32 protein-coding genes are annotated in these 23,389 nt (G+C 60.8%); 3 read left to right on the top strand and 29 right to left on the bottom strand.

What is annotated here, in order from left to right:
* Positions 1 to 4: 4 nt before the first annotated feature.
* The 6 genes from msrQ to GA566_RS14555 form a co-directional block, all read right to left on the bottom strand.
* Complete coding sequence (gene msrQ, locus GA566_RS14530; RefSeq protein WP_160473069.1) at positions 5 to 664, bottom strand: protein-methionine-sulfoxide reductase heme-binding subunit MsrQ; 660 nt, start codon at positions 662 to 664, stop codon at positions 5 to 7.
* Positions 664 to 1,662, bottom strand: a complete 999-nt coding sequence (gene msrP / locus GA566_RS14535; RefSeq protein WP_137925276.1) for a protein-methionine-sulfoxide reductase catalytic subunit MsrP — start codon at positions 1,660 to 1,662, stop codon at positions 664 to 666. Before msrP ends, msrQ begins: the two co-directional genes overlap by 1 nt.
* Positions 1,663 to 1,811: 149 nt before the next feature.
* Positions 1,812 to 2,234: a hypothetical protein gene (locus GA566_RS14540; protein ID WP_137925275.1), complete on the bottom strand. Its 423-nt coding sequence runs from the start codon at positions 2,232 to 2,234 to the stop codon at positions 1,812 to 1,814.
* 202 nt (positions 2,235 to 2,436) lie between these two features.
* Positions 2,437 to 3,660 (bottom strand): c-type cytochrome biogenesis protein CcsB, encoded by a 1,224-nt coding sequence (gene ccsB, locus GA566_RS14545; RefSeq protein WP_160473070.1) that lies wholly within the window; start codon positions 3,658 to 3,660, stop codon positions 2,437 to 2,439.
* A gap of 61 nt (positions 3,661 to 3,721) precedes the next feature.
* Positions 3,722 to 5,941 (bottom strand): cytochrome c biogenesis protein ResB, encoded by a 2,220-nt coding sequence (locus GA566_RS14550; protein ID WP_160473071.1) that lies wholly within the window; start codon positions 5,939 to 5,941, stop codon positions 3,722 to 3,724.
* 179 nt (positions 5,942 to 6,120) lie between these two features.
* Positions 6,121 to 6,783 carry a cytochrome c gene (locus GA566_RS14555; protein WP_137925272.1) on the bottom strand — a complete coding sequence of 221 codons (663 nt, stop codon included), beginning with the start codon at positions 6,781 to 6,783 and terminating at the stop codon, positions 6,121 to 6,123.
* 368 nt (positions 6,784 to 7,151) lie between these two features.
* Between GA566_RS14555 and yihA the strand changes: the two genes are divergently transcribed.
* The 3 genes from yihA to GA566_RS14570 all read left to right on the top strand — a co-directional run bounded on the left by yihA (position 7,152) and on the right by GA566_RS14570 (position 10,394).
* Positions 7,152 to 7,826 (top strand): ribosome biogenesis GTP-binding protein YihA/YsxC, encoded by a 675-nt coding sequence (gene yihA / locus GA566_RS14560; protein WP_137925271.1) that lies wholly within the window; start codon positions 7,152 to 7,154, stop codon positions 7,824 to 7,826.
* Between the two features lie 291 nt (positions 7,827 to 8,117).
* The gene (gene hemB / locus GA566_RS14565) at positions 8,118 to 9,110 is read left to right on the top strand and encodes a porphobilinogen synthase (RefSeq protein WP_137925270.1); all 993 of its coding nucleotides are present in this window, start codon (positions 8,118 to 8,120) and stop codon (positions 9,108 to 9,110) included.
* Positions 9,111 to 9,134: 24 nt separating this feature from the next.
* A complete protein-coding gene (locus tag GA566_RS14570; RefSeq protein WP_160473072.1) occupies positions 9,135 to 10,394 on the top strand; it encodes a magnesium transporter CorA family protein in 1,260 nt (419 codons plus the stop codon).
* 13 nt (positions 10,395 to 10,407) lie between these two features.
* Here GA566_RS14570 and dsbD read toward each other — a convergent pair whose 3' ends face one another.
* The 23 genes from dsbD to rplP form a co-directional block, all read right to left on the bottom strand.
* On the bottom strand, positions 10,408 to 12,369 hold the full coding sequence (gene dsbD, locus GA566_RS14575) for a protein-disulfide reductase DsbD (RefSeq protein WP_160473316.1): 1,962 nt from the start codon (positions 12,367 to 12,369) through the stop codon (positions 10,408 to 10,410).
* A gap of 45 nt (positions 12,370 to 12,414) precedes the next feature.
* On the bottom strand, positions 12,415 to 12,804 hold the full coding sequence (gene cutA / locus GA566_RS14580; RefSeq protein WP_160473073.1) for a divalent-cation tolerance protein CutA: 390 nt from the start codon (positions 12,802 to 12,804) through the stop codon (positions 12,415 to 12,417).
* A gap of 107 nt (positions 12,805 to 12,911) precedes the next feature.
* Complete coding sequence (rplQ, locus tag GA566_RS14585; RefSeq protein ID WP_137925266.1) at positions 12,912 to 13,307, bottom strand: 50S ribosomal protein L17; 396 nt, start codon at positions 13,305 to 13,307, stop codon at positions 12,912 to 12,914.
* 160 nt (positions 13,308 to 13,467) lie between these two features.
* Positions 13,468 to 14,448: a DNA-directed RNA polymerase subunit alpha gene (gene rpoA / locus GA566_RS14590; RefSeq protein WP_019451037.1), complete on the bottom strand. Its 981-nt coding sequence runs from the start codon at positions 14,446 to 14,448 to the stop codon at positions 13,468 to 13,470.
* A gap of 175 nt (positions 14,449 to 14,623) precedes the next feature.
* On the bottom strand, positions 14,624 to 15,247 hold the full coding sequence (gene rpsD / locus GA566_RS14595) for a 30S ribosomal protein S4 (RefSeq protein WP_137925265.1): 624 nt from the start codon (positions 15,245 to 15,247) through the stop codon (positions 14,624 to 14,626).
* A 282-nt stretch (positions 15,248 to 15,529) separates the two neighbouring features.
* Positions 15,530 to 15,931 carry a 30S ribosomal protein S11 gene (rpsK, locus tag GA566_RS14600; protein WP_130393144.1) on the bottom strand — a complete coding sequence of 134 codons (402 nt, stop codon included), beginning with the start codon at positions 15,929 to 15,931 and terminating at the stop codon, positions 15,530 to 15,532.
* A 24-nt stretch (positions 15,932 to 15,955) separates the two neighbouring features.
* A complete protein-coding gene (rpsM, locus tag GA566_RS14605) occupies positions 15,956 to 16,321 on the bottom strand; it encodes a 30S ribosomal protein S13 (RefSeq protein WP_010812377.1) in 366 nt (121 codons plus the stop codon).
* Positions 16,322 to 16,340: 19 nt separating this feature from the next.
* The gene (gene rpmJ / locus GA566_RS14610) at positions 16,341 to 16,457 is read right to left on the bottom strand and encodes a 50S ribosomal protein L36 (protein ID WP_008642959.1); all 117 of its coding nucleotides are present in this window, start codon (positions 16,455 to 16,457) and stop codon (positions 16,341 to 16,343) included.
* A 31-nt stretch (positions 16,458 to 16,488) separates the two neighbouring features.
* Complete coding sequence (gene infA, locus GA566_RS14615; protein WP_010812378.1) at positions 16,489 to 16,707, bottom strand: translation initiation factor IF-1; 219 nt, start codon at positions 16,705 to 16,707, stop codon at positions 16,489 to 16,491.
* Between the two features lie 30 nt (positions 16,708 to 16,737).
* Complete coding sequence (gene secY, locus GA566_RS14620; protein WP_137925264.1) at positions 16,738 to 18,081, bottom strand: preprotein translocase subunit SecY; 1,344 nt, start codon at positions 18,079 to 18,081, stop codon at positions 16,738 to 16,740.
* Between the two features lie 49 nt (positions 18,082 to 18,130).
* Positions 18,131 to 18,565 (bottom strand): 50S ribosomal protein L15, encoded by a 435-nt coding sequence (rplO, locus tag GA566_RS14625; protein WP_137925263.1) that lies wholly within the window; start codon positions 18,563 to 18,565, stop codon positions 18,131 to 18,133.
* 19 nt (positions 18,566 to 18,584) lie between these two features.
* Positions 18,585 to 18,767, bottom strand: a complete 183-nt coding sequence (rpmD, locus tag GA566_RS14630) for a 50S ribosomal protein L30 (protein WP_008642953.1) — start codon at positions 18,765 to 18,767, stop codon at positions 18,585 to 18,587.
* A 10-nt stretch (positions 18,768 to 18,777) separates the two neighbouring features.
* On the bottom strand, positions 18,778 to 19,296 hold the full coding sequence (gene rpsE, locus GA566_RS14635) for a 30S ribosomal protein S5 (protein ID WP_006160449.1): 519 nt from the start codon (positions 19,294 to 19,296) through the stop codon (positions 18,778 to 18,780).
* A 21-nt stretch (positions 19,297 to 19,317) separates the two neighbouring features.
* Positions 19,318 to 19,674: a 50S ribosomal protein L18 gene (gene rplR, locus GA566_RS14640; protein WP_061956591.1), complete on the bottom strand. Its 357-nt coding sequence runs from the start codon at positions 19,672 to 19,674 to the stop codon at positions 19,318 to 19,320.
* Between the two features lie 11 nt (positions 19,675 to 19,685).
* Positions 19,686 to 20,219 carry a 50S ribosomal protein L6 gene (gene rplF, locus GA566_RS14645; protein WP_137925262.1) on the bottom strand — a complete coding sequence of 178 codons (534 nt, stop codon included), beginning with the start codon at positions 20,217 to 20,219 and terminating at the stop codon, positions 19,686 to 19,688.
* Between the two features lie 9 nt (positions 20,220 to 20,228).
* Positions 20,229 to 20,624, bottom strand: a complete 396-nt coding sequence (rpsH, locus tag GA566_RS14650; RefSeq protein ID WP_130393148.1) for a 30S ribosomal protein S8 — start codon at positions 20,622 to 20,624, stop codon at positions 20,229 to 20,231.
* Between the two features lie 27 nt (positions 20,625 to 20,651).
* Positions 20,652 to 20,957, bottom strand: coding sequence for a 30S ribosomal protein S14 (gene rpsN / locus GA566_RS14655; protein WP_008642942.1), 306 nt, complete (start codon positions 20,955 to 20,957; stop codon positions 20,652 to 20,654).
* Between the two features lie 9 nt (positions 20,958 to 20,966).
* A complete protein-coding gene (rplE, locus tag GA566_RS14660; protein ID WP_019451027.1) occupies positions 20,967 to 21,509 on the bottom strand; it encodes a 50S ribosomal protein L5 in 543 nt (180 codons plus the stop codon).
* A gap of 25 nt (positions 21,510 to 21,534) precedes the next feature.
* Entirely contained in the window at positions 21,535 to 21,843 is a 309-nt protein-coding gene (gene rplX, locus GA566_RS14665; protein ID WP_137925261.1) for a 50S ribosomal protein L24, read from the bottom strand.
* Positions 21,844 to 21,852: 9 nt separating this feature from the next.
* Positions 21,853 to 22,221: a 50S ribosomal protein L14 gene (gene rplN / locus GA566_RS14670; RefSeq protein ID WP_006576237.1), complete on the bottom strand. Its 369-nt coding sequence runs from the start codon at positions 22,219 to 22,221 to the stop codon at positions 21,853 to 21,855.
* A 271-nt stretch (positions 22,222 to 22,492) separates the two neighbouring features.
* On the bottom strand, positions 22,493 to 22,771 hold the full coding sequence (gene rpsQ / locus GA566_RS14675) for a 30S ribosomal protein S17 (RefSeq protein WP_008642939.1): 279 nt from the start codon (positions 22,769 to 22,771) through the stop codon (positions 22,493 to 22,495).
* Positions 22,768 to 22,962 carry a 50S ribosomal protein L29 gene (rpmC, locus tag GA566_RS14680; RefSeq protein WP_137925260.1) on the bottom strand — a complete coding sequence of 65 codons (195 nt, stop codon included), beginning with the start codon at positions 22,960 to 22,962 and terminating at the stop codon, positions 22,768 to 22,770. The genes rpsQ and rpmC overlap by 4 nt, the downstream gene beginning before the upstream one ends.
* A gap of 10 nt (positions 22,963 to 22,972) precedes the next feature.
* The gene (rplP, locus tag GA566_RS14685) at positions 22,973 to 23,389 is read right to left on the bottom strand and encodes a 50S ribosomal protein L16 (protein WP_006160465.1); all 417 of its coding nucleotides are present in this window, start codon (positions 23,387 to 23,389) and stop codon (positions 22,973 to 22,975) included.

Here is a 23,389-nt window from a genome sequence, read left to right on the forward strand (position 1 = left end):
GCCGCTATGCCCGCTTGCCCCGCCACCACACCCGTGTTGCCAGCAGCACAAACACCACGGCAGCATAGATCGACACTTCACCAAAATCGTTCTTGCCGGCCTTGTGCCACCAGAAGTGCAGGATCGCCAGCACGGCGATGGCATAGATTGCCCGATGCAGGCTCTGCCACCGCTTGCCGCCGAGCCATCGCACCATAACATTGGCCGAGGTGGCAGCCAGCGGCACCATCAGCACGAACGCCGCAAACCCGACCGTGATAAACGGGCGTTTGCCGATGTCCTTGAGAATGGCCGCCAGTTCGAATCCTCGATCCACGGCCAGCCACAGCAGGAAGTGCTGCAGCGCGTAGAAGAACGTGAACAGGCCCAGCATGCGACGCAGCCGAAGCAACCAGTTCCAACCGGTCAGCCTGCGTAGCGGAGTGACAGCCAGCGTCACGCAGAGCATCACCAGCGTCCACGTCCCAGTGGACCGCGTCACGAATTCCAATGGATTGGCGCCGAACTGCGAGGTCGCGCCCAGGTACATCAATCGCGCGAACGGTAACAATGCCAGCAACCACACCACGACCTTCACGGCACGCAGTTGCGCTGGGGTGGGCATCGCCAGCCCGCGCGCCTCGCCCGCACGCGTCGGGGTAGCCGACGGACCGCGCCCATCCATCAGAAGTTCTTCCTCAGATCCATGCCCTGATAGAGCGATGCCACTTGCGCGCCATAGCCGTTGAACGGCAGCGTCTTGCGCTTGGGCGCGAACAGCGCGGAGAAACCACCACCGCCTTTGTCCTCACCAATGCGACGCTCCGTGGCCTGGCTCCAGCGCGGATGATCGACATCCGGGTTCACGTTGGAATAAAAGCCATACTCATTGGCGGCGGCAAGGTTCCAACTCGTCGGCGGCTGCTTGTCGACGAAACGAATCTTCACGATCGACTTTGCGCTCTTGAATCCGTATTTCCACGGCAGCACCATCCGCACGGGTGCGCCGTTCTGATTGGGCAGCACCTCGCCATACAGCCCGAAGGTCAGCAGCGCCAGCGGATGCATCGCCTCGTCCATGCGCAGTCCTTCGCTGTACGGCCAATCGAGGACACTGCTACCCAAGCCCGGCATCTGCTTCTTGTCGGCCAGCGTGATGAACTGCACGAATTTCGCGCCGGGCTGCGGCTCCACGCGCTTGATCAGTTCCGCCAGCGGATATCCGATCCACGGGATCACCATCGACCAACCTTCCACGCAACGCAGCCGGTAGACACGTTCCTCCATCGGCGCGAGTTTCAGTAGCTCGTCGATGTCGTAGGTCTTGGGATGCTTGACCAAGCCTTCCACTGCCACCTGCCACGGACGCGGGCGCAGCGTGCCGGCATTGCGGGCGGGATCGGACTTGTCCGTGCCGAACTCGTAGAAGTTGTTGTAGGTGGTGACGTCCTCGTAGGGCGTGCGCTTCTCGGTCACGACATAGGCGTTGTTCGGCGTGGCGGGCAGCCGCGCCAGTTTGCCGGGCGCGCCTTGCGCAAACGCTGAACGCGAGAGCCACGTACCCGCCATCCCAGCGCCGCCGAGCGCCAGCAACTGCCGACGCGAAAGATATGTCTCCCGAGGCGTGATCTCGGATGCGGCAATGTCATCACCGCGCAGCCATTTGGGGGAAGGAATCAGCATGATGGGCAGCATTTATTCTGGACGATGCTGCATTGGACACGAAAACGGTCTCAAACGTGCGATGCCGCCCCCGACATTGCGACAAAAGGCCGCGCCCGCCCCTTCTACCCGGGAGCCGGCGCGGCCTTCTGGCGGGTCGCCGTGCCCGCTCAGGGCTTTGCGACGTGCCAGACGTTGTTCAGGTTGTCGCCTGCACGATCGCCAGCCTTGGCGTCCTTGGCAAAGCGATAGAGCGGCTTGCCCTTGTACGCATACTGGCGTGCGCCGTCGTCGCGCGTGATGATCGAATAATCGCCCGATGCCGTACGGCCGGGCTCTGCCAACAGCGGCGGCCAGTTGGTGGCACACGCGCCGTTGCAGACGCTCTTGCCACTGCTCGCCGTGTCGCGGTCAAACGTGTAAAGCGTCAGGCCCTGCGGATCGGTCAGTACGCCGTTGGCGACCTTGACGGTCGGCGGCATGTTTCCACCTCCCATTCCCATGCTCGCGCAACCGCCCAGCAGCAGCGCTGCCGTACCCAGTGCCAAGGCAGCCGGTCGCAATGCAGACATGGCGTTGTGACGAATAGTCATCTTCAAGTCTCCCTTCTCGGTCGGCGCCGACAACCGGTGCCGTTCACCCTCAGTAAACACCGAATGTGATGCGTTTGTCGCCGTCGAGTTCAAATAAATGTCACCTGTGATGCGGGCGCTACTCGACAAGACAAACGAAAAAGAGCCCGTCGTATTGGACGGGCTCTTCGATCGACAAGCTCGGGTCCAGCGTCGGCGCGTCTCAGAGTTCGCCGTAGCTATGCAACCCCGAAAGGAACATGTTGACGCCCAGGAACGCAAAGGTCGTGACCAACAGGCCCACCAACGCCCACCACGCCGCCATGGTGCCGCGCAGCCCCTTCATCAGGCGCATGTGCAGCCATGCCGCATAGTTCAGCCACACGATCAGCGCCCAGGTTTCCTTGGGGTCCCAACTCCAGTAGCCACCCCACGCTTCGGCCGCCCACAGTGCGCCCAGGATCGTCGCAATCGTGAAGAACGCGAAGCCCAGGGCGATCGCCTTGTACATCACGTCGTCGAGCAGTTCGAGCGATGGCAGGCGCTCCGCCATGATGCCGCGCTGCTTGAGCAGGTAGGCCACCGCCACCATTGCAGCCAGTGCAAACGTGCCGTAGCCAATGAAGTTCGCCGGCACGTGGATCTTCATCCACCAGCTTTGCAGCGCAGGTACCAGCGGCTGGATCTCCTGCGCATTGCGCGACACCGTGTACCAAAGCAGGAACGCCACCGCTGCCGACACTACCAGCATGACGAAGGCGCCCAGCGCGCGCGTGGCGTAGCGACGCTCGTAGTAAAGGTAGAACAGCGACGTGATCAGCGTGAAGAGGACGAAGACCTCGTAGAGGTTCGAGATGGGAATGTGACCGATGTCTGCGCCGATCAGATACGACTCGTACCAGCGCACCATCAAACCGGTAAAACCGAGGACCACGGCGGCCCAGCAGAGCTTGCTGCCGATGCTCGCGCCCGTTTCGGATCGCGTGATCAACGACACCCAGTAGAACGCCGTCGAGAGAAACACCAGCGCGCTCATCCACAGGATGGCCGACTGGCTCGACAGCAGATACTTCAGGAAAAATGCCTCTTCGGCACGCGCCAGGTTGCCCTGGTACATCTGGATCGCCAGCAGCGACAGTACGGCGATGCCTACCATCAACGGCCGCACCGCCTTCCAGTGCCAGCCAAGCAGCGCGAACGTCGGCACCGACGCAATCAGCACGGCCTTGTCGTAGACGTTCATCCAGTGTCCGTACTGCGCCAGCGCGAAGCCGGCACCCGCGACCAGCAGCAGCGCAAAGGCCCAGTCAACCCAAGTCAGCCGGCGAAGGAACGACGGCTCCAGATATTCGGCATCGAACGATGCATCGGCCGGAGGGATATCGTGGGCTGCGACGTTCTGTCGCGCGGGCAGCCCGGGATTGGCGTGGTTCAGATTGGAGGACATGGCATTCCTGCTATGCGACGCTTGCGCGCCTGTTATATCTGCTGACTCTGCTGACTTTCTACTATAGCGACGCGCCGCGTTGATCATCGTGCGCTGATGCTTCGGATCGATGTGCTGCGGACGGCATCGCTACCGTGGCGCCGGCACCTACCGCGCGTCCGATATCGTCGCGCAGTGCCGTGAACTCCTTCTCGAAGTCGAGCGTGCGTCGCTGCGTGGACATCGCCATCATGACGTGACTGCCTGTCGCGTCGCTCTCGTCTTCGCGCCTGTCGCGCACCCAGACCCAGACCCGGCGCTCGCGAATGTAGAACATCGCGAACACGCCCAGCGTCAACAGCAGGCAGCCAAGATACACGATGTTTTTGCCCGGCGCACGGGTCATCTGGAACACGCTTGCCTTGACCTCCTTGAAGTCATCAAGCTGCAAAAATACCGGTGCCAGATAGAAAAAGCTGTCTGACAACGCGTTAATGGACTGCTGCAGGAATGCCGCACTTTGCGCATCATTCGGGATCGTCGGCTGCTTGGCCTGCTCACGCGACAGTTGCCACAATTCCCACATCGAACCATTCAGAATCTTCAGCAATACATCGGCGGCCTTCTGCTGCTCGCCCTGCGGCACGGACTTCTCCAGGAACGCCGCAATGGCCGTGAAGCCGCCCGGCGGAGAGTCCGGCGAAGGACGCGTGGCACCGGCAAACAGATCCATCGCACGCAAGGCGCTTTCGGCAAGCTGGCCACGCAGCGCTTCCTTGCCGGCCCCGGGCATCGAGGCTTCCGCAAACCGGCGTGCGGCCTGTTCACGCATCGCCTTGTCCTGCAGTGCCGCACGCAACCGCATCCAGTCATTCAGGCTGCGCTGGTCATCCGCGGGAATCCGCAGGTAACGGAACGACTCGCTAGGGGATTCGCGCATGCCAGCCAGGAATACCGTCTGTCCTTCGAGTTGCACCGGCAGCATGTAATTGTTGAACTCGCGCGCCTGACCGTTGCGATCACGCAGCTTGTACTGGACCGAGGGGCCGACGTTGCGCAGGTTCTTGTCCTTGTCGAGGTTCACCGCCGAACCCAGGTGCTGATCCAGCGTGCCGAGCGGCTTGCGCGCAACACCGCGCACATCGGCCTTGCCCGAGCCATCGGTAACCGTCTCGACATTGATCTGGCGGAAATCGCTGAACTCGACGGTCAGGCCGTCGACGTCGGGACCCGTACCGGCAAGCTGCACCTTACCGCCCACCGTGCCACCAAGCGCGAAGGTGGCATGGCTGCTACCGGCCATCGGATAGCCCACGAAATTCAATTGCGAGCCGCCATCCTCGAAGCTCGACTGGTAAATCGCAATGCCATCGATCGTCAGCGGCTCGTTAACCTTGATCGTCGCCTCGGTCTGCTTGCCCGTTGCACGGTCGGTCACAATGACATCGGACGCAAACAGCTTGGGCATGCCGGTCGAGTAGTAGTCGACCGTAAACTTCTTGAGCATGATCGTGAACGGCAGGTCCTGCACCAGCGCGCCGTCCGCGACATTGAGAATGGCCGTCGACACGGTAGCGCCCTCGGGCACGAACGCACTGCCACGGAATCCCGGGTTGCTCGTCGACAAACGATGCTGAGCCCCGATCTCGCTGATGAGGGCGTTGCCACTGATCGGCGACTTGCCGCCAAACAACATCTGCGCGCGAATCAGCATATCCCCATCGAGCAAACCGCCGATACAGATCACGACGATGGCTGTATGGGCAAGAATGTAGCCAAGCTTGTTCGCAGCCCCGGCCTTCGCCGCCAGCAGCGTGGCACCCTCATGCTCCACCGGCTTGATGCGATAACCCCGATTGCGTAGCAGTGCGGCCACGCGGCCGACCGCTTCCGCACGACCGCGCGGCGCATCATATTCCCCGCGATGATGGAACGCACGGAGACTGCGCTCGCGCACATGGTCTTTCCACGAACGCATCTCGACCAGCATCTTCGGGGCGTTGCGGGAGATGCACAGCGATGTGGAAATCACCAGGAAGGCCAGGATCAACAGGAACCACCACGAGCCGTACACCTTCTGCAACGACAGCGTGTGAAAGAGATCAGCCCAGAACGGTCCGAACTGGTTGACGTAATTCGGATACGGCTCGTTCTGCTTGAGCACCGTGCCGATCACGCTGGCGATGGCAATCACCGTCAGCAGCGTGATGGCGAACCGCATCGAGGACAGCAACTCGACGGTATCGCGCAGGACGCGGTGGGAGGTCTTCAGGTGCAGCCCTGAAGTGGAAGGGTTCGACATGTGCGGAAACGCCTGAAATCCATGTGGCGCGAGTCTCTCGCGCCGGTGTGACGCCACGGTGCGGCGCAAAAAATGAAAAAGGGTGGACATGCTTCGGCAAGCAGGCCACCCTCTTCGATTGTTGCCCGCGTCTCCGGTTCATCCCACTACGGGATATACCGGATCGCGCGCGATACGACTTAACGGACGCCGGCGACGTAATCCGCCACCGCCTTGATCTCGGCATCCGACATCCTGGCGGCAATCGTGGTCATGACCGAATTGTTCTTGCGGGTGCCCTGGCGGAATGCCACCAGTTGTGCTTCGGTGTACTCGGAATACTGGCCTCCGATACGGGGATACTGCGCCGGAATCCCGGCGCCGGTCGGTCCGTGGCAGCCGGCACAAGCCGGGATACCCTTCGCGGCAATACCCGCACGGTAGATTTTCTGGCCCTGTTCGATCGTATCCTTGTTCTTGGCCGTGGCAGGCTTCAGTGGCTGCTTGGCCAGGTAGGCGCCAATATCACGCATGTCCTGATCCGACAGCGCGCCAGCGTAGAGCGACATGATCGGGTTGTCCCGCGATTTGGCCTTGAAATCGACAAGCTGCTTGTGTGTATAGTCGGCCTGCTGGCCAGCCAGCTTGGGATTGACTGCGGCGCTGCTGTTGCCAGCGGCGCCGTGGCAGGAGAAGCAGGCGGGAACATTGCGATCAGGGACGCCCTGTGTGTAAAGCGTTTCGCCCTTGGCGGGATCAGCTTTCGTGGTGGCGGCCTGCTCTGCGGCAGTTGCCAGCCCAGTCATTGCGCCAAGCGGAACAGCCAGCGCCATGACACCCAAAAGTTTCGCAATGCGGTTCATTAGTACACCTTGTCAGATTTGTTATGAACACCGTAATGCATGCCGCCGGTCGTCCCTTTCCTGACCCCTGCCTTTGTCCTGCCTGGCGGTGAGGAAGCGCCTATGTGAGCAGAAAAAACAGAGAGCCTGGTACCGCGTATGCGCAAGCCTTTGAATTGATCGCGAACAACTTCAAGCTCAAGCGATCGATTTAAAGCATTGCCGATGACATCCGGCAAGAATGCCACACGCCACCTGCTCAGGAGACCGTAAACCGGGTTATTGTACAATAAATCGCTTTCCGGATTGACTTAGGTCATTCTCTGTGGCGACGTCTGCACTGGCAGCTTGCCAAGTCCGGCTTTTCGCCCTCCTTACCGCATTCGCGCATGTCCCTTCTTCATCAGGCCCGCTTCTTCGATACCGTCAACCATCTGCGCGACCTGCCCGCCACGGCAGTGCCCGAGGTGGCGTTTGCCGGCCGCTCCAATGCCGGCAAATCGACGGCCATCAACACGCTGTGCAACCAGAAGCGCCTGGCTTTCTCGTCGCGCACGCCTGGCCGCACACAGCACATCAACTATTTCACGGTGGCACCGGTCAAGGCCACCGATCCGCTTGCCTTCCTCGTGGACCTGCCCGGCTATGGCTATGCGCAGGTGTCGGGGAGTGCCAAGTTCCACTGGCAGGGACTGCTGTCGGACTATGTCCAGACGCGACAGCAACTGATGGGCCTGATCCTGATGATGGACGCGCGACGCCCTTTCACGGACCTCGATTGCCAGATGGTCGAGTGGTTCCTGCCCACGGGCAAGCCGATCCACGTGCTGTTGACCAAGGCCGACAAGTTGACGCAAAACGACAACACCAATGCGCTTCGGGAAACGCGGCGCATCCTGGCGAACTATTCCCAGCAGATGGACAACCCGCCGCCTCTGACTGCGCAGTTGTTCTCCAGCCTTAAAAGGCGCGGTATCGAGGAAGCCCAGCGCGTAGTAGCCGGATGGCTGGCGCTACCGGAAGCCCAGCCGCCCGAGCAGGGCACGGTCACGCCGCAACCCTGATTCCCTCGCGCATATTCCCGCAGCCATCCCCGCATTGGCCGGACAAAAAAAAGCCCCGTTGCAAGCAACGGGGACAAACTTTCCCACCGGTTCAGGGCGGGTACCCGCTCAGGGAGGAGTAGCGGGGGACACCGCGCTGCGCGAAGCAACACAAGGTGTCCGCGAGTATGATAGCGGGCAGGCACAAAAGTTCTTTTTTCTTTCGACGCTGTTTCCGGGTCACCGGCCGCGAGAGGTTCTGGTGACTTGCGTCGCGCATTTGTCCCCCGACTCACTCCCCTAGATTCAGCCATGTCCACTTTCCCCGAGTACCGCCCGCGCCGCATGCGCCGCGACGATTTTTCGCGCCGGATGATGCGAGAAAACCGCCTGTCGCCTGACAATCTGATCTATCCGGTGTTCATCCTGGAAGGCCAGAACAAGCGCGAAGCGGTGGCGTCGATGCCCGGTGTCGAGCGCGTCTCGGTGGACCTGCTGCTGCCCGTGGCCGAAGATTGCGTCAAGCTCGGCATCCCCGTGATCGCCTTGTTCCCCGTCATCGATCCGTCCGTGAAGACGCCGGACGGCATCGAGGCCACCAACGCCGACGGCCTGGTGCCCCGCGCCGTGCGCGCGCTAAAGGATCGTTTCCCCGAACTGGGCGTGCTGACCGATGTGGCGCTCGACCCGTACACGAGCCACGGCCAGGACGGCGTGCTCGACGAGAACGGCTACGTGATCAACGACATCACCGTCGAGCTTCTCGTGAAACAGGCACTGGTCCAGGCCGAAGCCGGCGTGGACATCGTGGCACCGTCCGACATGATGGACGGCCGCATCGGCGCAGTCCGTACCGCGCTCGAGGAGGCGGGCCACATCCATACGCGCATCATGGCGTATTCGGCCAAGTATGCCTCCGCGTTCTACGGCCCGTTCCGCGATGCGGTAGGCTCGGCCGCCAATCTGGGCAAGGGCAACAAGATGACTTACCAGATGGACCCGGCCAACACCGATGAAGCCCTGCGCGAAGTGGCCCAGGACATCATGGAAGGTGCGGACATGGTGATGGTGAAGCCGGGCATGCCGTATCTCGATATCGTCCGCCGTGTGAAGGACGAGTTCAGCTATCCGACCTATGTCTATCAGGTCAGCGGCGAATACGCGATGCTGAAAGCCGCTGCGCAGAACGGCTGGCTCGATCACGACAAGGTCATGATGGAGTCGCTGCTCGCATTCCGCCGAGCCGGTGCCGATGGCATCCTCACCTATTTCGCCCGCGATGCGGCGCGTCTGTTGACGGCCTGAGGCTCCGGCCCCGATATCGCCTGCATGCAACTACTTGGGTTCTCGGCCAGCCAGGTGCATCCGCTGGCCACGCTGGACGCGGCGCGTGACTTCCTGGCTGACAATGCGGCCGCGCGCTTTGTCTGGGCGGATTTCGCCACGGAAGAAGTCACTGCTGCGCCTGCGGCGTGGCGTGACAACCTTGTGGCGCTGACAGGTGCACCGATCCTCGACCTGCACCTCTCCGACGCCACCAATCCGGCGCATCCGTCATTCTTCGATACGACCAATGCGTACGACATGGTCATCTTCCGCAAGCTGACGTTTGAAACCAGTCGGCAGTTTGCGGAAGAGGAAGCGGAGCATGCAGGCGATGCCGCCGCGCAGGCATCTTCGGGCGCCACGCCCACCGCGGTCGAGCCGTCAGGAACACCGGTAACGCCAATGCCGGCGCCTCAGAAGGCAGCTCGCAAGTACGCACCCGGCTTCCTGCCCGCGCTGGCGAGGATCGACACCCAGCCAATCACTTTCTTCGTATTCGACACCGTGCTGGTGACCGTACGGCCGTCGCCGTCGCGTACGGTCGATCAGGTCCGGCAACGGCTGCTCGATACCTGCGGTGCGCCACGCATCGCCGCACCGCGTGCCAACGGTATCAGTGCGCTGGTGCATGGCGTGCGCCCGCCTACGCGGCCTGAAGACTTGATGCTGCGGCTGCTCAATGCCATGGTCGATCGTTACCTGGATCTGCGGGCGCCACTGACCCGCCAACTCGATCGCTGGCAGCGCGCGCTGCTCAGCACGCGCCGGAGCTTCTCCAGTTGGGAAGGGTTGCTCGACGCCCGCATCCAGCTACGCCGGCTTGAGCACCTGAGCGAGGAGCAACGCGATGCGCTACAGGAGTTTCGCGACAGCCTGCTGGACAATCGCTACAGCACCGAGGATGGTGAGAACGCCACAACGGCCAGTCGCGATGAAGTGCTGCTCGTCCGTCTGACCGATCTGATGGAGCACATTCTGCGTGTACTCGCCCACGCACGTCGGCTTGAAGACTCCATCGAATCGGCCGTGCAGATTCACTTCTCCGCCGTGGCGCACCGCACCAACCGGACGATGCGCGCACTCACCGTCATCACGGCCCTGTTCATGCCACTGACGCTGATTACCGGCATTTTCGGAATGAACTTCGCGCGAATGCCATGGCTGCAGGAAACCAATGGCTTCTGGTGGACCATCGGACTGATGGGCGGCGTGGTTGCCACAATTGGCGGGATCTGGGCACTCAACCGCTGGCTGGAGCGATAGCCCGAGCTCAGGCTCAGGTCTGCGGCGCTTTGCCGAGGGCGCGCTCAAGACTATCGAGGAAGCGATTCGCCGACTGGTAGCCAATCACCCGAACGGGTCGCTCCCGGCCATCCGCACCGAACAGGATGATGCCCGGTGGCCCAAACAGACCAAAGCGCTTCAGCAGCGCCTTGTCATCGGCGTTGTTTGCAGTCACATCGGCCTGCAACAACACGACGTTCGCCAGTCGGGCTCGCACCTTGGGATCGGGGAACGTCAGTTTCTCCATTTCCTTGCAACTGACACACCAGTCCGCATAGAAATCCAGCAACACTGGTCGACCCGCAATTGCAGCCTGTGCCACGCGGGCATCGAGCTCCGCTACGCTACGCACGCGCTCGAAGCGCACTTCATCTTTGGACGGTCGACTACCCACCGCTCCCGTCACTGCGCCGATATGCGAGAGCGGCTGCAGCGGATCGCGCCCACCTGACGCTACACCCACAACCTGGATCGCACCGGCCAGTGCAGCAACGAGACCAAGCCCTTTGCCCAGCCGCAGTACGCCGCGCGCGTCCGGCGCCAGCGCATCGAACGCACCGAGATATACAGACGCCACGATCAACAACGCGGCCCACGCGAGCATTACGATCCACGACGGAAGTACCGGCGTCACCATCCAGATCGCCAGACCCAGCAGCATGAATCCGAAGAAGCGCTTGGTCGCCTCCATCCACCTCCCTGCGCGTGGCAGCAGATTGCCCGCACCCACGCCTACGAGGATCAACGGCACACCCATACCAAGGGCCATGGCCAGCAGTGCGGCACCGCCAGTCAACGCGTCCCCCGTTTGTGCGATGTAGGCCAGCGCACCGGCCAGCGGCGCGGTGACGCAAGGTCCGACTATCAACGCGGAGATAGCGCCCATTGCCGCTGCGCCGGCGATCTGTCCGCTCTGGCGCCGGTTCGAACTGGCTGTAAGCCCACTCTGCCAGCGTTGCGGCAACTGCAATTCGTAGAGGCCAAACATCGACAGCGACAGCGCGACCATCAGCAAGGCAAATGCGCCCAGTATCCAGGGTGTCTGCAGCGCGGCTGACAGTCCTTCACCCGCCAGCCCTGCCGCCACGCCCACCGCCGTATAGACGACGGCCATGCCGAGCACATACGCCAGCGAAACGACGAAGGCCCGGCCACGCGTCACATGTTCCCCGACGACGATCGACGACAGGATTGGCACCATCGGCAACACACAGGGCGTAAAGGTCAGCAATAGGCCAAGGCCGAAGAACAGGCCGGCGATCAAGGCAAGGTTGCGTGTAGCCAGTGCTCCGGCAATACGGTCACCGTCGTCAGCCGTCAGGTTGCGCCTCACCGGTGCCGCCGCTGATCCGGGTACATCCGGCGGGACGGCAGAGCCAACTGCGGCGTCTGCGCTGGACTCGCCGGGGTTGGACTGAGGCGCCGCACTGCGATCACCAAACAGCTTGCCAAGTACCGAGCCGCCAACCTTGTAGACGCTTTCCATCGGCGGATAGCACAAGCCCTTGTCGGCACAGCCTTGCGACGTCACGACCAGGCTCCATTGCCCGTCGGCGGGAATCTGCTGCACAGGCACCTTGATCACCACGGTGCCGCGGTAGGTTTCCATGTCCTTGCCGAACGTCTCGTCGAAATGGACCTTTCCCTGCGGCAATTCCGGTATGCCGAGCCTGACATCCTGTGGCTTTGCGGCAAACGCGAAGCGCTCCCGATACAGGTAGTAGCCATCGGCGACGTCGAAACGGATCTCGACGGTATTCGTATCGAGCGGCTTCGCTGAAAAACGGAATGCCTGATCGGGTGGCAGGAAATCATCCTCGCTCGCTGCGTGTGCCGGGCTCCATGCGAACAGGCAGACCAGCATCGCCAATATCGCGATCAGCAACGCAGCCGATGGTGCGACGATATGACGCAGGCTTCGCCATGCGAAGAATGACGTCGCAGCCTTCGGCATGTCTGCATCGACCCAGTTACCCGACATTCCCATGAATCATTCCGTTCAGTTTGTAGGAGGCACTGCCGCATTGCCGGCGGCCTCGCCCCGGACCCAGCCCAGATAGGCTGGCAAGCCAGCCGCCAGCGGCCACGCGACGACCTCTGGCACGTCGTATGGATGCACGGCGCTGATGACGGCTTCAAGCGCCTCGTATTGGCCTGCCGTCGTCTTGATCAGCAGCGGATACTCCTGCGCCTGTTCCAGCTTGCCCTGCCACCAGTATTGGGACTGGCAGGGCGCCAGCCGGTTCACGCACGCCGCCACGCGAGCCTCGAGCACGGCGCGCGCTACCCGCGCCGCAGAGGCTTCATCGGGCAGGTTGGTCATCGCCATCCAGACCGATTCTGAAAGGGCCGCAGCCGATGCAACATGAGCAGATTCTGAATCTTTCATGACGAGTGGGTCGTGTGGTGCGCACAAAACAATCGAGCCAGGCAATTGCCTGGCTCGATTGTAGTGCGGTGTCCGATAACCCGTCAGCGACGGGCTGCGGCGTTCACTTACTCTGCGGCTTCGTCAGCCGGAGCTTCCGTGATTTCCGGACGATCCACCAGCTCGACCAGTGCCATCGGCGCATTGTCGCCCTGACGGAAGCCGAACTTCAGGATACGGGTGTAGCCGCCCGGGCGAGCGTTGTAACGCGGGCCCAGTTCGTTGAACAGCTTCGTGACCATGTCGCGGTCGCGCAGACGGGCAAATGCCAGACGGCGGTTTGCAACGGTATCCTTCTTGGCCAGCGTGATGAGCGGCTCGACAACCTTGCGCAGTTCCTTGGCCTTCGGCAGCGTGGTCTTGATCAGCTCGTGCTGGAACAGCGAGTTGGACATGTTGCGCAGCATCGCGAGACGGTGCGACGAGGTGCGGTTCAGTTTCCGCAAACCATGACGGTGACGCATGATGATTCCTTTCGATTACAGTGTTTGACCAGCTCTTCTATCGCCGCCGCATGCACAACGCAGCTACGGCGCGGGCCGGTAGTGCTTCCAAGCCCCGTACGACATTGCACGGGACGCGAATGACATGCGGAACCGCCTCGCGGCCGTTCCGCACCGTCAATTACTTCTCCAGACCTGCGGGCGGCCAGTTCTCGAGCTTCATGCCGAGCGTCAGACCACGCGAAGCCAGGACTTCCTTGATCTCGTTGAGCGACTTGCGACCCAGGTTCGGGGTCTTGAGCAGTTCGTTCTCGGTACGTTGGATCAGGTCGCCGATGTAGTAGATGTTTTCGGCCTTCAGGCAGTTGGCCGAGCGCACCGTCAGCTCGAGATCGTCCACCGGGCGCAGCAGGATCGGATCGATCTGCGGTGCGCGGCTCGAAGCAGCCTCGGCAGCCGATTCCGTGCCTTCCAGCGCGGCAAACACCGACAGTTGGTCGACCAGGATACGTGCCGATTGACGAATCGCTTCCTCCGGCGAGATGACGCCGTCGGTTTCGATGTTCATCACGAGCTTGTCCAGGTCGGTACGCTGTTCCACACGCGCCGATTCCACGGCGTACGACACACGGCGAACCGGCGAAAACGATGCGTCCAGGACGATGCGGCCAATAACCTTGCCGGATTCGTCACCGAACTTGCGCACGTTGCCCGGCACATAGCCGCGGCCTTGCTCGACCTTGATCTGCATGTCCAGCTTCCCGCCTGCGGACAGGTGGGCAATGACATGACCCGGGTTGATGATTTCGACGTCGTGCGGCAGCTCGATGTCGGCTGCCGTAACAATGCCTTCACCGTCCTTGCGCAGCGAGACCGTGACTTCGTCGCGGTTGTGGAGCTTGAATACCACGCCCTTCAGATTGAGGAGCAGATTGACAACGTCTTCCTGCACGCCATCAATAGTGGAGTACTCGTGGACCACCCCAGCGATCGTGACCTCAGTCGGGGCATAGCCGACCATCGACGACAGCAGGACGCGACGCAGGGCGTTACCAAGCGTATGCCCATAACCGCGCTCAAACGGCTCCATCACGACTTTGGCGTGGTGGTCGCCCAGCGGTTCGACGGCGATGATTTTAGGTTTGAGGAGTGCTGTTTGCATTAGGTTGTCCTTTTCAATACCCTCGGCTCGTTACACCGATAAGGCTGACGTTTGGAACCTGAAAAAGCCCATCGCATGATGGGCAATAAGCCCGACGCGCCACAGAGCGCGTCGGGCTGAAAGCGAAGCCTTGTACGAAAGGCAAGCGCTAAACCGTGCGAGTACCGGTCCGCGATTAACGCGAATACAGTTCGACGATCAGGCTTTCGTTGATATCGCCAGAGATATCGGCGCGATCCGGGACTTGCTTGAACGTGCCTTCGAACTTCTTCGAATCGACATTCACCCAGGTCGGGAAGCCCGATTGCTCGGCCAGCGACAGCGACTCGGCGATGCGGACTTGCTTCTTCGATTGTTCGCGGATCGTCACGACATCGCCCGACTTGATCTGGGCCGACGGGACATTCAGGGTCTGACCGTTCACCAGAATCGCCTTGTGCGACACCAGCTGACGCGCTTCAGCGCGGGTCGAGCCGAAGCCCATGCGATACACGACGTTGTCCAGACGCGATTCCAGCAGTTGCAGCAGGTTCTCACCCGTATTGCCCTTGCGGCGATCCGCTTCGGCAAAGTAGCGGCGGAACTGGCGCTCGAGCACACCATAGATGCGCTTGACCTTCTGCTTTTCGCGCAGTTGGTTGCCATAGTCCGACGTACGGGCGCCCGACGTGCGGCCATGCTGGCCCGGCTTGCTGTCCAGCTTGCACTTGTCAGCCAGCGAGCGGCGTGCGCTCTTCAGGAACAGGTCAGTGCCTTCGCGGCGGGAAAGTTTGGCCTTCGGGCCGGTATAACGTGCCACTTTATCTTCCTTTGATCGATCGCGACGCCATCAGGACGCGCCGCGAGTCCGTCACCTGTGTGACAGACGGTGGGCTTATGGTTCTTCATCCGCCAGCACCAAGGCAAGCGGAGGCAACGCAAAAGCATGACAATATCGCCCGCATGAAAGCTACGCTTTCGGTGTGCGAGCGCAAAACGAAAACCTGCCGCAATGAACTTGCAGCAGGTCAACGCGGGATACTACCACAGTACCGGAGTTTGGGGGAAAGCCCCCAACCTCACCTCCGGTTAGCCTCGACGCTTAGATACGGCGGCGCTTCGGCGGACGGCAGCCATTGTGCGGCACTGGCGTCACGTCTTCGATGATAGCGATCTTGATGCCGAGCGCGTTCAGCGCGCGGACAGCCGATTCGCGACCCGGACCCGGGCCCTTGATGCGCACTTCCAGGTTCTTGATACCCTGGTCTTGCGCCACGCGACCGGCATTTTCTGCTGCGACCTGGGCTGCGAACGGGGTCGATTTACGCGAACCCTTGAAGCCTTGGCCACCGGCAGTTGCCCACGACAGGGCGTTACCCTGGCGATCGGTGATCGTGATGATGGTGTTGTTGAACGAAGCGTGGACGTGTGCGATGCCGTCGGCAACGTTCTTCTTGACCTTCTTACGCGCGCGCTGAGCGGCGTTATTCGGACCTTTTGCCATTCGATTCTTCCTATGCCTTCGGCTTTACTTCTTCAGTGCCACGCCGGCCTTGCGCGGACCCTTGCGAGTGCGTGCATTGGTGCGGGTACGCTGACCGCGCATCGGCAGACCCTTGCGGTGACGCATGCCACGATAGCAACCAAGGTCCATCAGACGCTTGATGTTCATCGTGGTTTCACGACGCAGGTCACCCTCGACCGTGACCTTGCCCACTTCGTCACGAAGCTTTTCCAGGTCGGCGTCGGTCAGATCCTTGACCTTCTTGTCAAACGGTACACCGGTAGCCTCGCAAATCTTGCGGGCGCGCGAGCGGCCGACACCATAAATGGCCGTCAGACCGATTTCGGTGTGCTTGTGGTTCGGGATGTTAACCCCTGCGATACGTGCCATTCGTCAATCCTCTTTCCGATTAGCCTTGGCGTTGCTTGTGGCGGGGATCCGACGAGCAGATCACGCGCACGACACCGTTGCGCTTGATGATTTTGCAGTTGCGGCAAATGCGCTTCACAGAAGCCAGCACTTTCATGATTTTCCTCTTCCTTCAATTCCTGTTCGCTTCACTTCGTCCGGAAGACGATCCGTGCGCGTGACAGATCATATGGAGTCAGCTCAACCGTCACCTTGTCACCCGGAAGAATCCGGATGTAGTTCATTCGCATCTTGCCGGAGATATGTCCGAGTACTACGTGGCCATTCTCAAGCTTGACGCGGAACGTCGCGTTGGGGAGATTTTCCAGGACCTCCCCTTGCATCTGGATGACGTCGTCTTTTGCCATACCTGGTGCAATCCACCAACCTCGGCTTTGTCAGCGCAAGGTCAGGTTACCCTTGAAATTCGCCTTCTTCAGCAGCGACTCGTACTGCTGCGACATGACATAGGACTGCACCTGCGTCATGAAGTCCATCGTGACGACCACGATGATCAGCAGCGAGGTTCCGCCAAAGTAGAACGGAACGTTCCAGCGCAGCACCAGGAATTCCGGCAACAGGCAGACCAGTGTGATGTAAATCGCACCAGCCAGCGTCAGGCGCACCAAGATCTTGTCGATATAGCGCGTCGTTTGCTCGCCCGGACGGATGCCCGGAATGAAGGCTCCACTTTTCTTCAGGTTATCTGCCACTTCCCGGCTGTTGTACACAAGAGCCGTGTAGAAGAAGCAGAAGAAAACAATCGCAGTCGCATACAGCAGGATATACACCGGCTGGCCGGGAGACAGCGTTGCGGCGAGGTCTTTGATGACCCGCCCCACCGACCCCGTCGAGTCCGACGTGAACCAGCCTGCAATCGTCGCCGGGAACAGAATGATCGACGATGCAAAGATCGGCGGAATCACCCCTGCCATGTTCAGCTTCAGCGGCAGGTGCGACGACTGACCGCCGTACACCTTGTTGCCGACCTGACGCTTGGCATAGTTCACCAGAATCTTTCGCTGGCCGCGCTCCACGAAGACCACAGCGAACGTCACACCGATCACGATCGCGACGATGAAGATTGCCGCGATGATGCTCATCGACCCCGTACGAACCAGTTCGAACAGCCCGCCGATCGCATTGGGAAGCCCCGCCGCGATACCGCCGAAGATGATGATCGAGATACCGTTGCCCAGACCTCGCTCGGTGATCTGCTCACCCAGCCACATCAGGAACATCGTACCGGTCACCAACGTGATCACGGCCGTCGCCCGGAACATCAGCCCCGAATCGATGACCAGACCCGGCTGAGACTCCAGCGCTACCGCGATGGACAGCGCCTGGAACGTAGCGAGGATCACCGTACCGTAACGCGTGTACTGCGTGATCTTGCGTTGCCCCGCCTGCCCTTCCTTCTTCAGCGCTTCCAGCTGCGGCAACACGATCGTCAGCAATTGCATGATGATCGACGCCGAGATGTACGGCATGATGCCGAGCGCGAAGACGGTAAAGCGCGACAGCGCACCGCCCGAAAACAGGTTGAACATCCCGAGGATGCCACCCGACTGACTCTGGAAAAGCTTCGCAAGCTGGTCCGGATCAATCCCCGGCACCGGAATATGTGCACCGATGCGGTAGACGATCAGAGCCAGCACCAGGAACATCAGCCGACGCTTGAGATCGCCGTACTTAGCTGTGTTCCTGGCCTGCGAGCTTGCATTGGGTTTCGCCGTGGCCAAACGATGCTCCGACTGTGACTTCGCCTATGCTGCGAATGCTATGCGTAAATTACGCTTCGACTTGGCCGCCCGCGGCTTCGATCGCAGCCTTGGCACCAGCGGTGGCACCCAGACCCTTGATCGTTACCTTGCGCGTCAGCTCGCCGGCCTTGATGACCTTTGCGTTCTTGACCAGTTCGCCCACCAGGCCAGCTTGCTTCAGGACCAGCAGGTCCACTTCAGCAGCTTCCAGGCGTTCGATGTCACGCAGGGTCACTTCGGCGTTGAAGGCCTTGGTCAGCGAGGTAAAACCACGCTTCGGCAGACGACGATACAGCGGCATTTGACCGCCTTCGAAGCCAACCTTATGGAAGCCGCCCGAACGCGACTTCTGACCTTTGTGACCGCGACCAGCCGTCTTGCCCAGGCCGGAGCCGATACCGCGGCCGACGCGACGCTTGGCGTGCTTCGAACCGTCAGCCGGTTTCAGGTTGTTAAGTTGCATGTTGCTCTCCGAGTCCTGATCAGGCCAGAACCTTCACCAGGTACGAGACCTTGTTGATCATGCCGCGCACGGCGGGCGTGTCCTGCAGCTCCGAAACGGAGTTCAGGCGACGCAGGCCCAGGCCACGTACGGTGGCGCGATGATCCTCGCGCGTGCCGATGAGGCTGCGCACGAGTTGCACTTTTACGGTTTTCTGCGACATTTCGTTCACCTTAGCCGAGGATGTCTTCAACCGACTTGCCACGCTTGGCGGCGATTTCGCCCGGCGTGCTCATCTTTTGCAGACCATCGAGGGTGGCGCGAACCATGTTGTAAGGGTTCGTCGAACCGTGCGACTTGGTCACAACGTTCGTCACACCCATTACTTCGAAGATCGCGCGCATCGGACCACCAGCGATAACACCGGTACCTTCCTTGGCGGGCATCATCAGCACCTTTGCGGCGCCGTGCTTGCCAACGACTTCGTGCTGCAGCGTGCCGTTCTTCAGCGAGACCTTGACCATCTTGCGACGGGCTTCGTCCATTGCCTTCTGCACGGCTACCGGAACTTCCTTGGCCTTGCCCTTGCCCATGCCGATGCGGCCATCGCCGTCACCAACCACGGTCAGCGCAGCGAAACCGAGGATACGACCACCCTTCACCACCTTGGTGACACGGTTGACCGAAATCATCTTCTCGCGGAGGCCGTCGTCGCGTTCGTCCTGTTGGACTTTTGCTTGCATCTTTGCCATGACGTATCTCTCTCTGAGCGCTTAGAACTTGAGGCCGGCTTCACGCGCGGCATCAGCCAGGGCCTTCACGCGACCGTGGAAGCGGAAGCCGCCGCGATCGAACGCAACGGTTTCCACGCCAGCAGCCTTTGCCTTCTCGGCAACGCGCTTGCCCACCAGGGTGGCGGCGGCAACGGTAGCACCGCTGCCAGTCAGTTCCTTGCGCACTTCTGCCTCGGCGGTCGAAGCCGAAGCCAGCACTTGCGTGCCGCACGGCGAGTACACCTGAGCGTAAATATGCGAATTCGTACGGAACACGGTCAGACGATTGATCTTCAGTTCCGCGATCTTGGCGCGGGTCTGACGTGCACGGCGCAAACGAGCGTCTTTCTTGTTCATCATTGGACCCCTTACTTCTTCTTGGTTTCCTTCAGGATGACGCGCTCGTTGGCATAACGAACACCCTTGCCCTTGTAGGGCTCAGGCGGACGGTATGCGCGAACTTCCGCGGCAACCTGACCGACTTTCTGCTTGTCAGCACCCTTGATCACGATCTCGGTCTGCGTCGGCGTTTCAGCCTTTACGCCTTCCGGCATTTCGTGAATCACATCGTGCGAGAAACCAAGCTGGAGCTTCAGCGCGGAGCCTTGCAGTTGAGCGCGGTAACCCACGCCAACCAGGTTCAGCTTGCGCTCGAAACCGGTGGTCACACCCTTGACCATGTTTGCCGCCAGGGCGCGCATGGTGCCTTGCAGGGCGTTAGCTTCACGCGATTCGTCGGCCGGTTCGAACGTCAGGTTGCCTTCGGCAACGTTGACCTTCACCAGGCTGTGAATCGGCTGGGACAGCGTACCCAGCGGGCCCTTCACGGAGAGCACGCCAGCCGCCACGTTCACTTCAGCGCCTTTCGGCAGCGCGATGGGAGCCTTACCTACACGGGACATGTTTGCTCCTTACGCGACGTAGCAGAGAACTTCACCGCCCACGCCAGTGGCACGTGCCTTGCGGTCGGTCATCAGACCCTGCGGGGTCGAAATGATCGCCACACCCAGGCCGTTCATCACTTGGGGGATGTCGCTGCGGCCCTTGTACACGCGCAGGCCGGGCTTCGAGACGCGTTCAATGCGTTCGATAACCGGACGACCGGCGTAGTACTTCAGACCAATGGTCAATTGCGCCTTGCCGCCATCTTCCGCCACCGAGTAGTCGTCGATATAGCCTTCGTCCTTGAGGACCTTGGCGATCGCAACCTTCAGCTTCGACGAGGGCATGGCCACCGACGCTTTCTGCACGCCTTGAGCGTTGCGGATGCGCGTCAGCATATCGGCGATAGGATCGCTCATGCTCATACTGTTTCTCCTGTAGCCTGTGCGTAATTACCAGCTGGCTTTCGTCAGACCCGGAATTTCGCCCTTGAAGGCGATCTCGCGGATCTTGTTACGCGCCAGGCCAAACTTGCGGAAGGTACCGCGGGGACGACCGGTGATCGCGCAGCGGTTACGCTGGCGAGTCGGGTTAGCGTTGCGCGGGAGCTTTTGCAGCTCGAGACGCGCCAGATAACGCTCTTCTTCCGACTTCTCTTGGTCGTCGATAATGGCCTTGAGGTTTGCGCGCTTGTCGGCGTACTTCGCCACGAGCTTTGCGCGCTTCTTCTCACGTTCAATCAGAGCCAATTTAGCCACGGTTACCCCTTAATTACGGAACGGGAACTTGAACGCATTCAGGAGAGCCTTGGCTTCCTCGTCGTTCTTAGCCGTCGTCGTGATGCTGATATTCAGACCACGCAGTGCGTCAATCTTGTCGTACTCGATTTCGGGGAAAATGATCTGCTCTTTCACACCGATGTTGTAGTTGCCACGACCGTCGAACGAACGGCCCGACACACCACGGAAGTCACGCACGCGCGGCAGGGCCACGGTCACGAAACGATCGAGGAATTCGAACATGCGCTCACCGCGCAGGGTCACCATCGCACCGATGGGGTAGCCCTGACGGATCTTGAAGCCGGCGATGGCCTTCTTGGCCTTCGTCACCACGGGCTTCTGACCCGCGATCTTGGTCAGGTCGCCAACGGCCAGTTCAATGACCTTCTTGTCATTGATGGCCTCACCCAGACCCATGTTCAGGGTGATCTTGGTGAAACGCGGCACTTCCATGACCGACTTGTAGCCGAACTGCTTCATCAGCGCCGGCACAACTTGTTCTTTGTAAAACTCTTGCAGACGTGCTGTCATGCTCAACTCCTATCTGTGCCCAGAATCAAGCGGCCAGGACGGCACCGGTCGTCTTCAGCACGCGCACACGCTTGCCGTCTTCGACCTTGATACCGACACGCGACGGCTTGCCATTGGCATCCACGAGCGCAACGTTGGAAATATGCAGCGGCATCAGCTTGTCGACCACGCCACCGGTGGTACCCAGCATCGGGTTCGGGCGAGCGTGCTTCTTCGCAACGTTCACACCGTCAACCACGAGCTTGTCGCCTTGCACTGCCTGGACGACACCGCGCTTGCCCTTATCCTTACCGGTCAGCACGATGACTTCGTCGCCTTTGCGAATCTTGTTCATGGCGGCTCCTTACAGCACTTCCGGAGCGAGCGACACGATCTTCATGAAGCGCTCGGTACGGAGTTCACGAGTTACCGGCCCGAAGATACGGGTGCCGATCGGCTCGAGCTTGTTGTTCAGCAGGACAGCAGCATTGCCGTCGAACTTGACGAGCGAACCGTCCGCGCGGCGCACGCCCTTGGCGGTACGCACGACAACGGCGTTGTAGATGTCGCCCTTCTTCACGCGGCCACGGGGAGCTGCGTCTTTCACGGTAACCTTGATGATGTCGCCCACGCTCGCGTAGCGGCGCTTGGACCCACCCAGTACCTTGATGCACAGCACTTCGCGCGCACCAGTGTTATCGGCCACTTCGAGCCGGCTTTCTGTCTGAATCATGGTGTTATCTTCCCAACTTAATCCGCCAGTCCCTCAAATGAAGGCCGCCGGTCAGTCTTGGTCCCGTCGGAGCCAGGCATTGCGCCAGCGCCGTTTGGGTTGATCAACTTGGAAGTCGGTAGTGCCGACACCCCAGACTTCAGGATGCCAGGCTCTGGCTCGCTATACAGACCCACCCGGGTGATGCTGCTTGGGCGGATGCAATAAAGCGGAAGTCCAGGATTATAGCAACACAATCCTGGACTTGCAAGTCAACTCAGTACTGTTGTACTTAGATGACGCGTGCAGCTTCTACCAGCCGGGAAACAACCCAGGACTTGGTCCGCGACAGCGGACGGGTTTCCTGGATCTCGACCTTGTCGCCTTCCTTGTACTGGTTGGCTTCGTCGTGTGCGTGGTACTTCTTCGAACGCAGCACGTACTTGCCGTACAGAGGGTGCTTGACGCGGTTTTCGATCAGGACCGTCACGGTCTTGTCCATCTTGTCGCTCACGACACGGCCCACGAGGGTCCGGCGAAGCGACGTTTCAGTCTTCGCAGCTTCAGTCATTTCGCGTCTGCCTTCTCGTTCAGCACGGTTTGCACGCGCGCGATGTCCTTGCGCACCTTCTTCAGCTGGCTGGTGTTCTGCAGCTGTTGGGTGGCCTTTTGCATGCGCAGGCTAAATTGAGCCTTCAGCAGCTCGGAGAGCTCCTGGTTCAGGCCTGCGGCGTCCTTGCCGCGCAGTTCGGATGCTTTCATCCCAATCTCCTTACGTACCGACCTGACGCACCACGAAATTCGTGGCGATCGGCAGCTTGGCGGCCGCGAGGCGGAACGCCTCACGTGCCAGCTCTTCCGTCACGCCGTCCATTTCGTACAGCATCTTGCCCGGCTGAATTTCAGCCACGTAGTATTCCGGATTGCCCTTACCGTTACCCATACGGACTTCGGCAGGCTTCTTCGAAATCGGCTTGTCCGGGAAGATCCGGATCCAGATGCGGCCGCCACGCTTGATGTGACGGGTCATCGCACGACGTGCCGACTCGATCTGACGAGCGGTCAGACGGCCACGGCCCATTGCCTTCAGGCCGAACTCGCCAAAAGACACGGCGTTGCCACGGGTAGCTTTACCCGTGTTGCGGCCCTTCTGCTCCTTGCGATACTTCCTACGCTTCGGTTGCAGCAT

This window comes from Cupriavidus sp. SW-Y-13, assembly GCF_009793345.1.
In the GTDB taxonomy this organism is placed as follows: Bacteria; Pseudomonadota; Gammaproteobacteria; order Burkholderiales; family Burkholderiaceae; genus Cupriavidus.

What these genes read in the sequence shown, in the direction of transcription:
- GA566_RS14555 (WP_137925272.1), bottom strand. Translation starts at nt 6,783, where the DNA reads ATGAACCGCATTGCGAAACTTTTGGGTGTCATGGCGCTGGCTGTTCCG.
- rpmD (WP_008642953.1), bottom strand. Translation starts at nt 18,767, where the DNA reads ATGTCGCAGAAAACCGTAAAAGTGCAACTCGTGCGCAGCCTCATCGGC.
- rplF (WP_137925262.1), bottom strand. Translation starts at nt 20,219, where the DNA reads ATGTCCCGTGTAGGTAAGGCTCCCATCGCGCTGCCGAAAGGCGCTGAA.
- yihA (WP_137925271.1), top strand. Translation starts at nt 7,152, where the DNA reads ATGTCCCTTCTTCATCAGGCCCGCTTCTTCGATACCGTCAACCATCTG.
- hemB (WP_137925270.1), top strand. Translation starts at nt 8,118, where the DNA reads ATGTCCACTTTCCCCGAGTACCGCCCGCGCCGCATGCGCCGCGACGAT.
- rplX (WP_137925261.1), bottom strand. Translation starts at nt 21,843, where the DNA reads ATGAACAAGATTCGCAAAGGCGACGAAGTCATCGTGCTGACCGGTAAG.
- GA566_RS14550 (WP_160473071.1), bottom strand. Translation starts at nt 5,941, where the DNA reads ATGTCGAACCCTTCCACTTCAGGGCTGCACCTGAAGACCTCCCACCGC.
- rplP (WP_006160465.1), bottom strand. Translation starts at nt 23,389, where the DNA reads ATGCTGCAACCGAAGCGTAGGAAGTATCGCAAGGAGCAGAAGGGCCGC.
- rplR (WP_061956591.1), bottom strand. Translation starts at nt 19,674, where the DNA reads ATGAACAAGAAAGACGCTCGTTTGCGCCGTGCACGTCAGACCCGCGCC.
- rpsQ (WP_008642939.1), bottom strand. Translation starts at nt 22,771, where the DNA reads ATGACTGAAGCTGCGAAGACTGAAACGTCGCTTCGCCGGACCCTCGTG.
- rplQ (WP_137925266.1), bottom strand. Translation starts at nt 13,307, where the DNA reads ATGCGTCACCGTCATGGTTTGCGGAAACTGAACCGCACCTCGTCGCAC.
- rplE (WP_019451027.1), bottom strand. Translation starts at nt 21,509, where the DNA reads ATGACAGCACGTCTGCAAGAGTTTTACAAAGAACAAGTTGTGCCGGCG.
- GA566_RS14570 (WP_160473072.1), top strand. Translation starts at nt 9,135, where the DNA reads ATGCAACTACTTGGGTTCTCGGCCAGCCAGGTGCATCCGCTGGCCACG.
- rpmC (WP_137925260.1), bottom strand. Translation starts at nt 22,962, where the DNA reads ATGAAAGCATCCGAACTGCGCGGCAAGGACGCCGCAGGCCTGAACCAG.
- ccsB (WP_160473070.1), bottom strand. Translation starts at nt 3,660, where the DNA reads ATGTCCTCCAATCTGAACCACGCCAATCCCGGGCTGCCCGCGCGACAG.
- rpsH (WP_130393148.1), bottom strand. Translation starts at nt 20,624, where the DNA reads ATGAGCATGAGCGATCCTATCGCCGATATGCTGACGCGCATCCGCAAC.
- msrP (WP_137925276.1), bottom strand. Translation starts at nt 1,662, where the DNA reads ATGCTGATTCCTTCCCCCAAATGGCTGCGCGGTGATGACATTGCCGCA.
- rpsK (WP_130393144.1), bottom strand. Translation starts at nt 15,931, where the DNA reads ATGGCAAAAGGTCCGAATAACGCCGCTCAGCGCGCGCGTAAGAAGGTC.
- rpsM (WP_010812377.1), bottom strand. Translation starts at nt 16,321, where the DNA reads ATGGCACGTATCGCAGGGGTTAACATCCCGAACCACAAGCACACCGAA.
- rplO (WP_137925263.1), bottom strand. Translation starts at nt 18,565, where the DNA reads ATGCAACTTAACAACCTGAAACCGGCTGACGGTTCGAAGCACGCCAAG.
- rpmJ (WP_008642959.1), bottom strand. Translation starts at nt 16,457, where the DNA reads ATGAAAGTGCTGGCTTCTGTGAAGCGCATTTGCCGCAACTGCAAAATC.
- cutA (WP_160473073.1), bottom strand. Translation starts at nt 12,804, where the DNA reads ATGAAAGATTCAGAATCTGCTCATGTTGCATCGGCTGCGGCCCTTTCA.
- dsbD (WP_160473316.1), bottom strand. Translation starts at nt 12,369, where the DNA reads ATGCCGAAGGCTGCGACGTCATTCTTCGCATGGCGAAGCCTGCGTCAT.
- rpsE (WP_006160449.1), bottom strand. Translation starts at nt 19,296, where the DNA reads ATGGCAAAGATGCAAGCAAAAGTCCAACAGGACGAACGCGACGACGGC.
- rpoA (WP_019451037.1), bottom strand. Translation starts at nt 14,448, where the DNA reads ATGCAAACAGCACTCCTCAAACCTAAAATCATCGCCGTCGAACCGCTG.
- GA566_RS14540 (WP_137925275.1), bottom strand. Translation starts at nt 2,234, where the DNA reads ATGACTATTCGTCACAACGCCATGTCTGCATTGCGACCGGCTGCCTTG.
- msrQ (WP_160473069.1), bottom strand. Translation starts at nt 664, where the DNA reads ATGGATGGGCGCGGTCCGTCGGCTACCCCGACGCGTGCGGGCGAGGCG.
- infA (WP_010812378.1), bottom strand. Translation starts at nt 16,707, where the DNA reads ATGGCAAAAGACGACGTCATCCAGATGCAAGGGGAGGTCCTGGAAAAT.
- rplN (WP_006576237.1), bottom strand. Translation starts at nt 22,221, where the DNA reads ATGATTCAGACAGAAAGCCGGCTCGAAGTGGCCGATAACACTGGTGCG.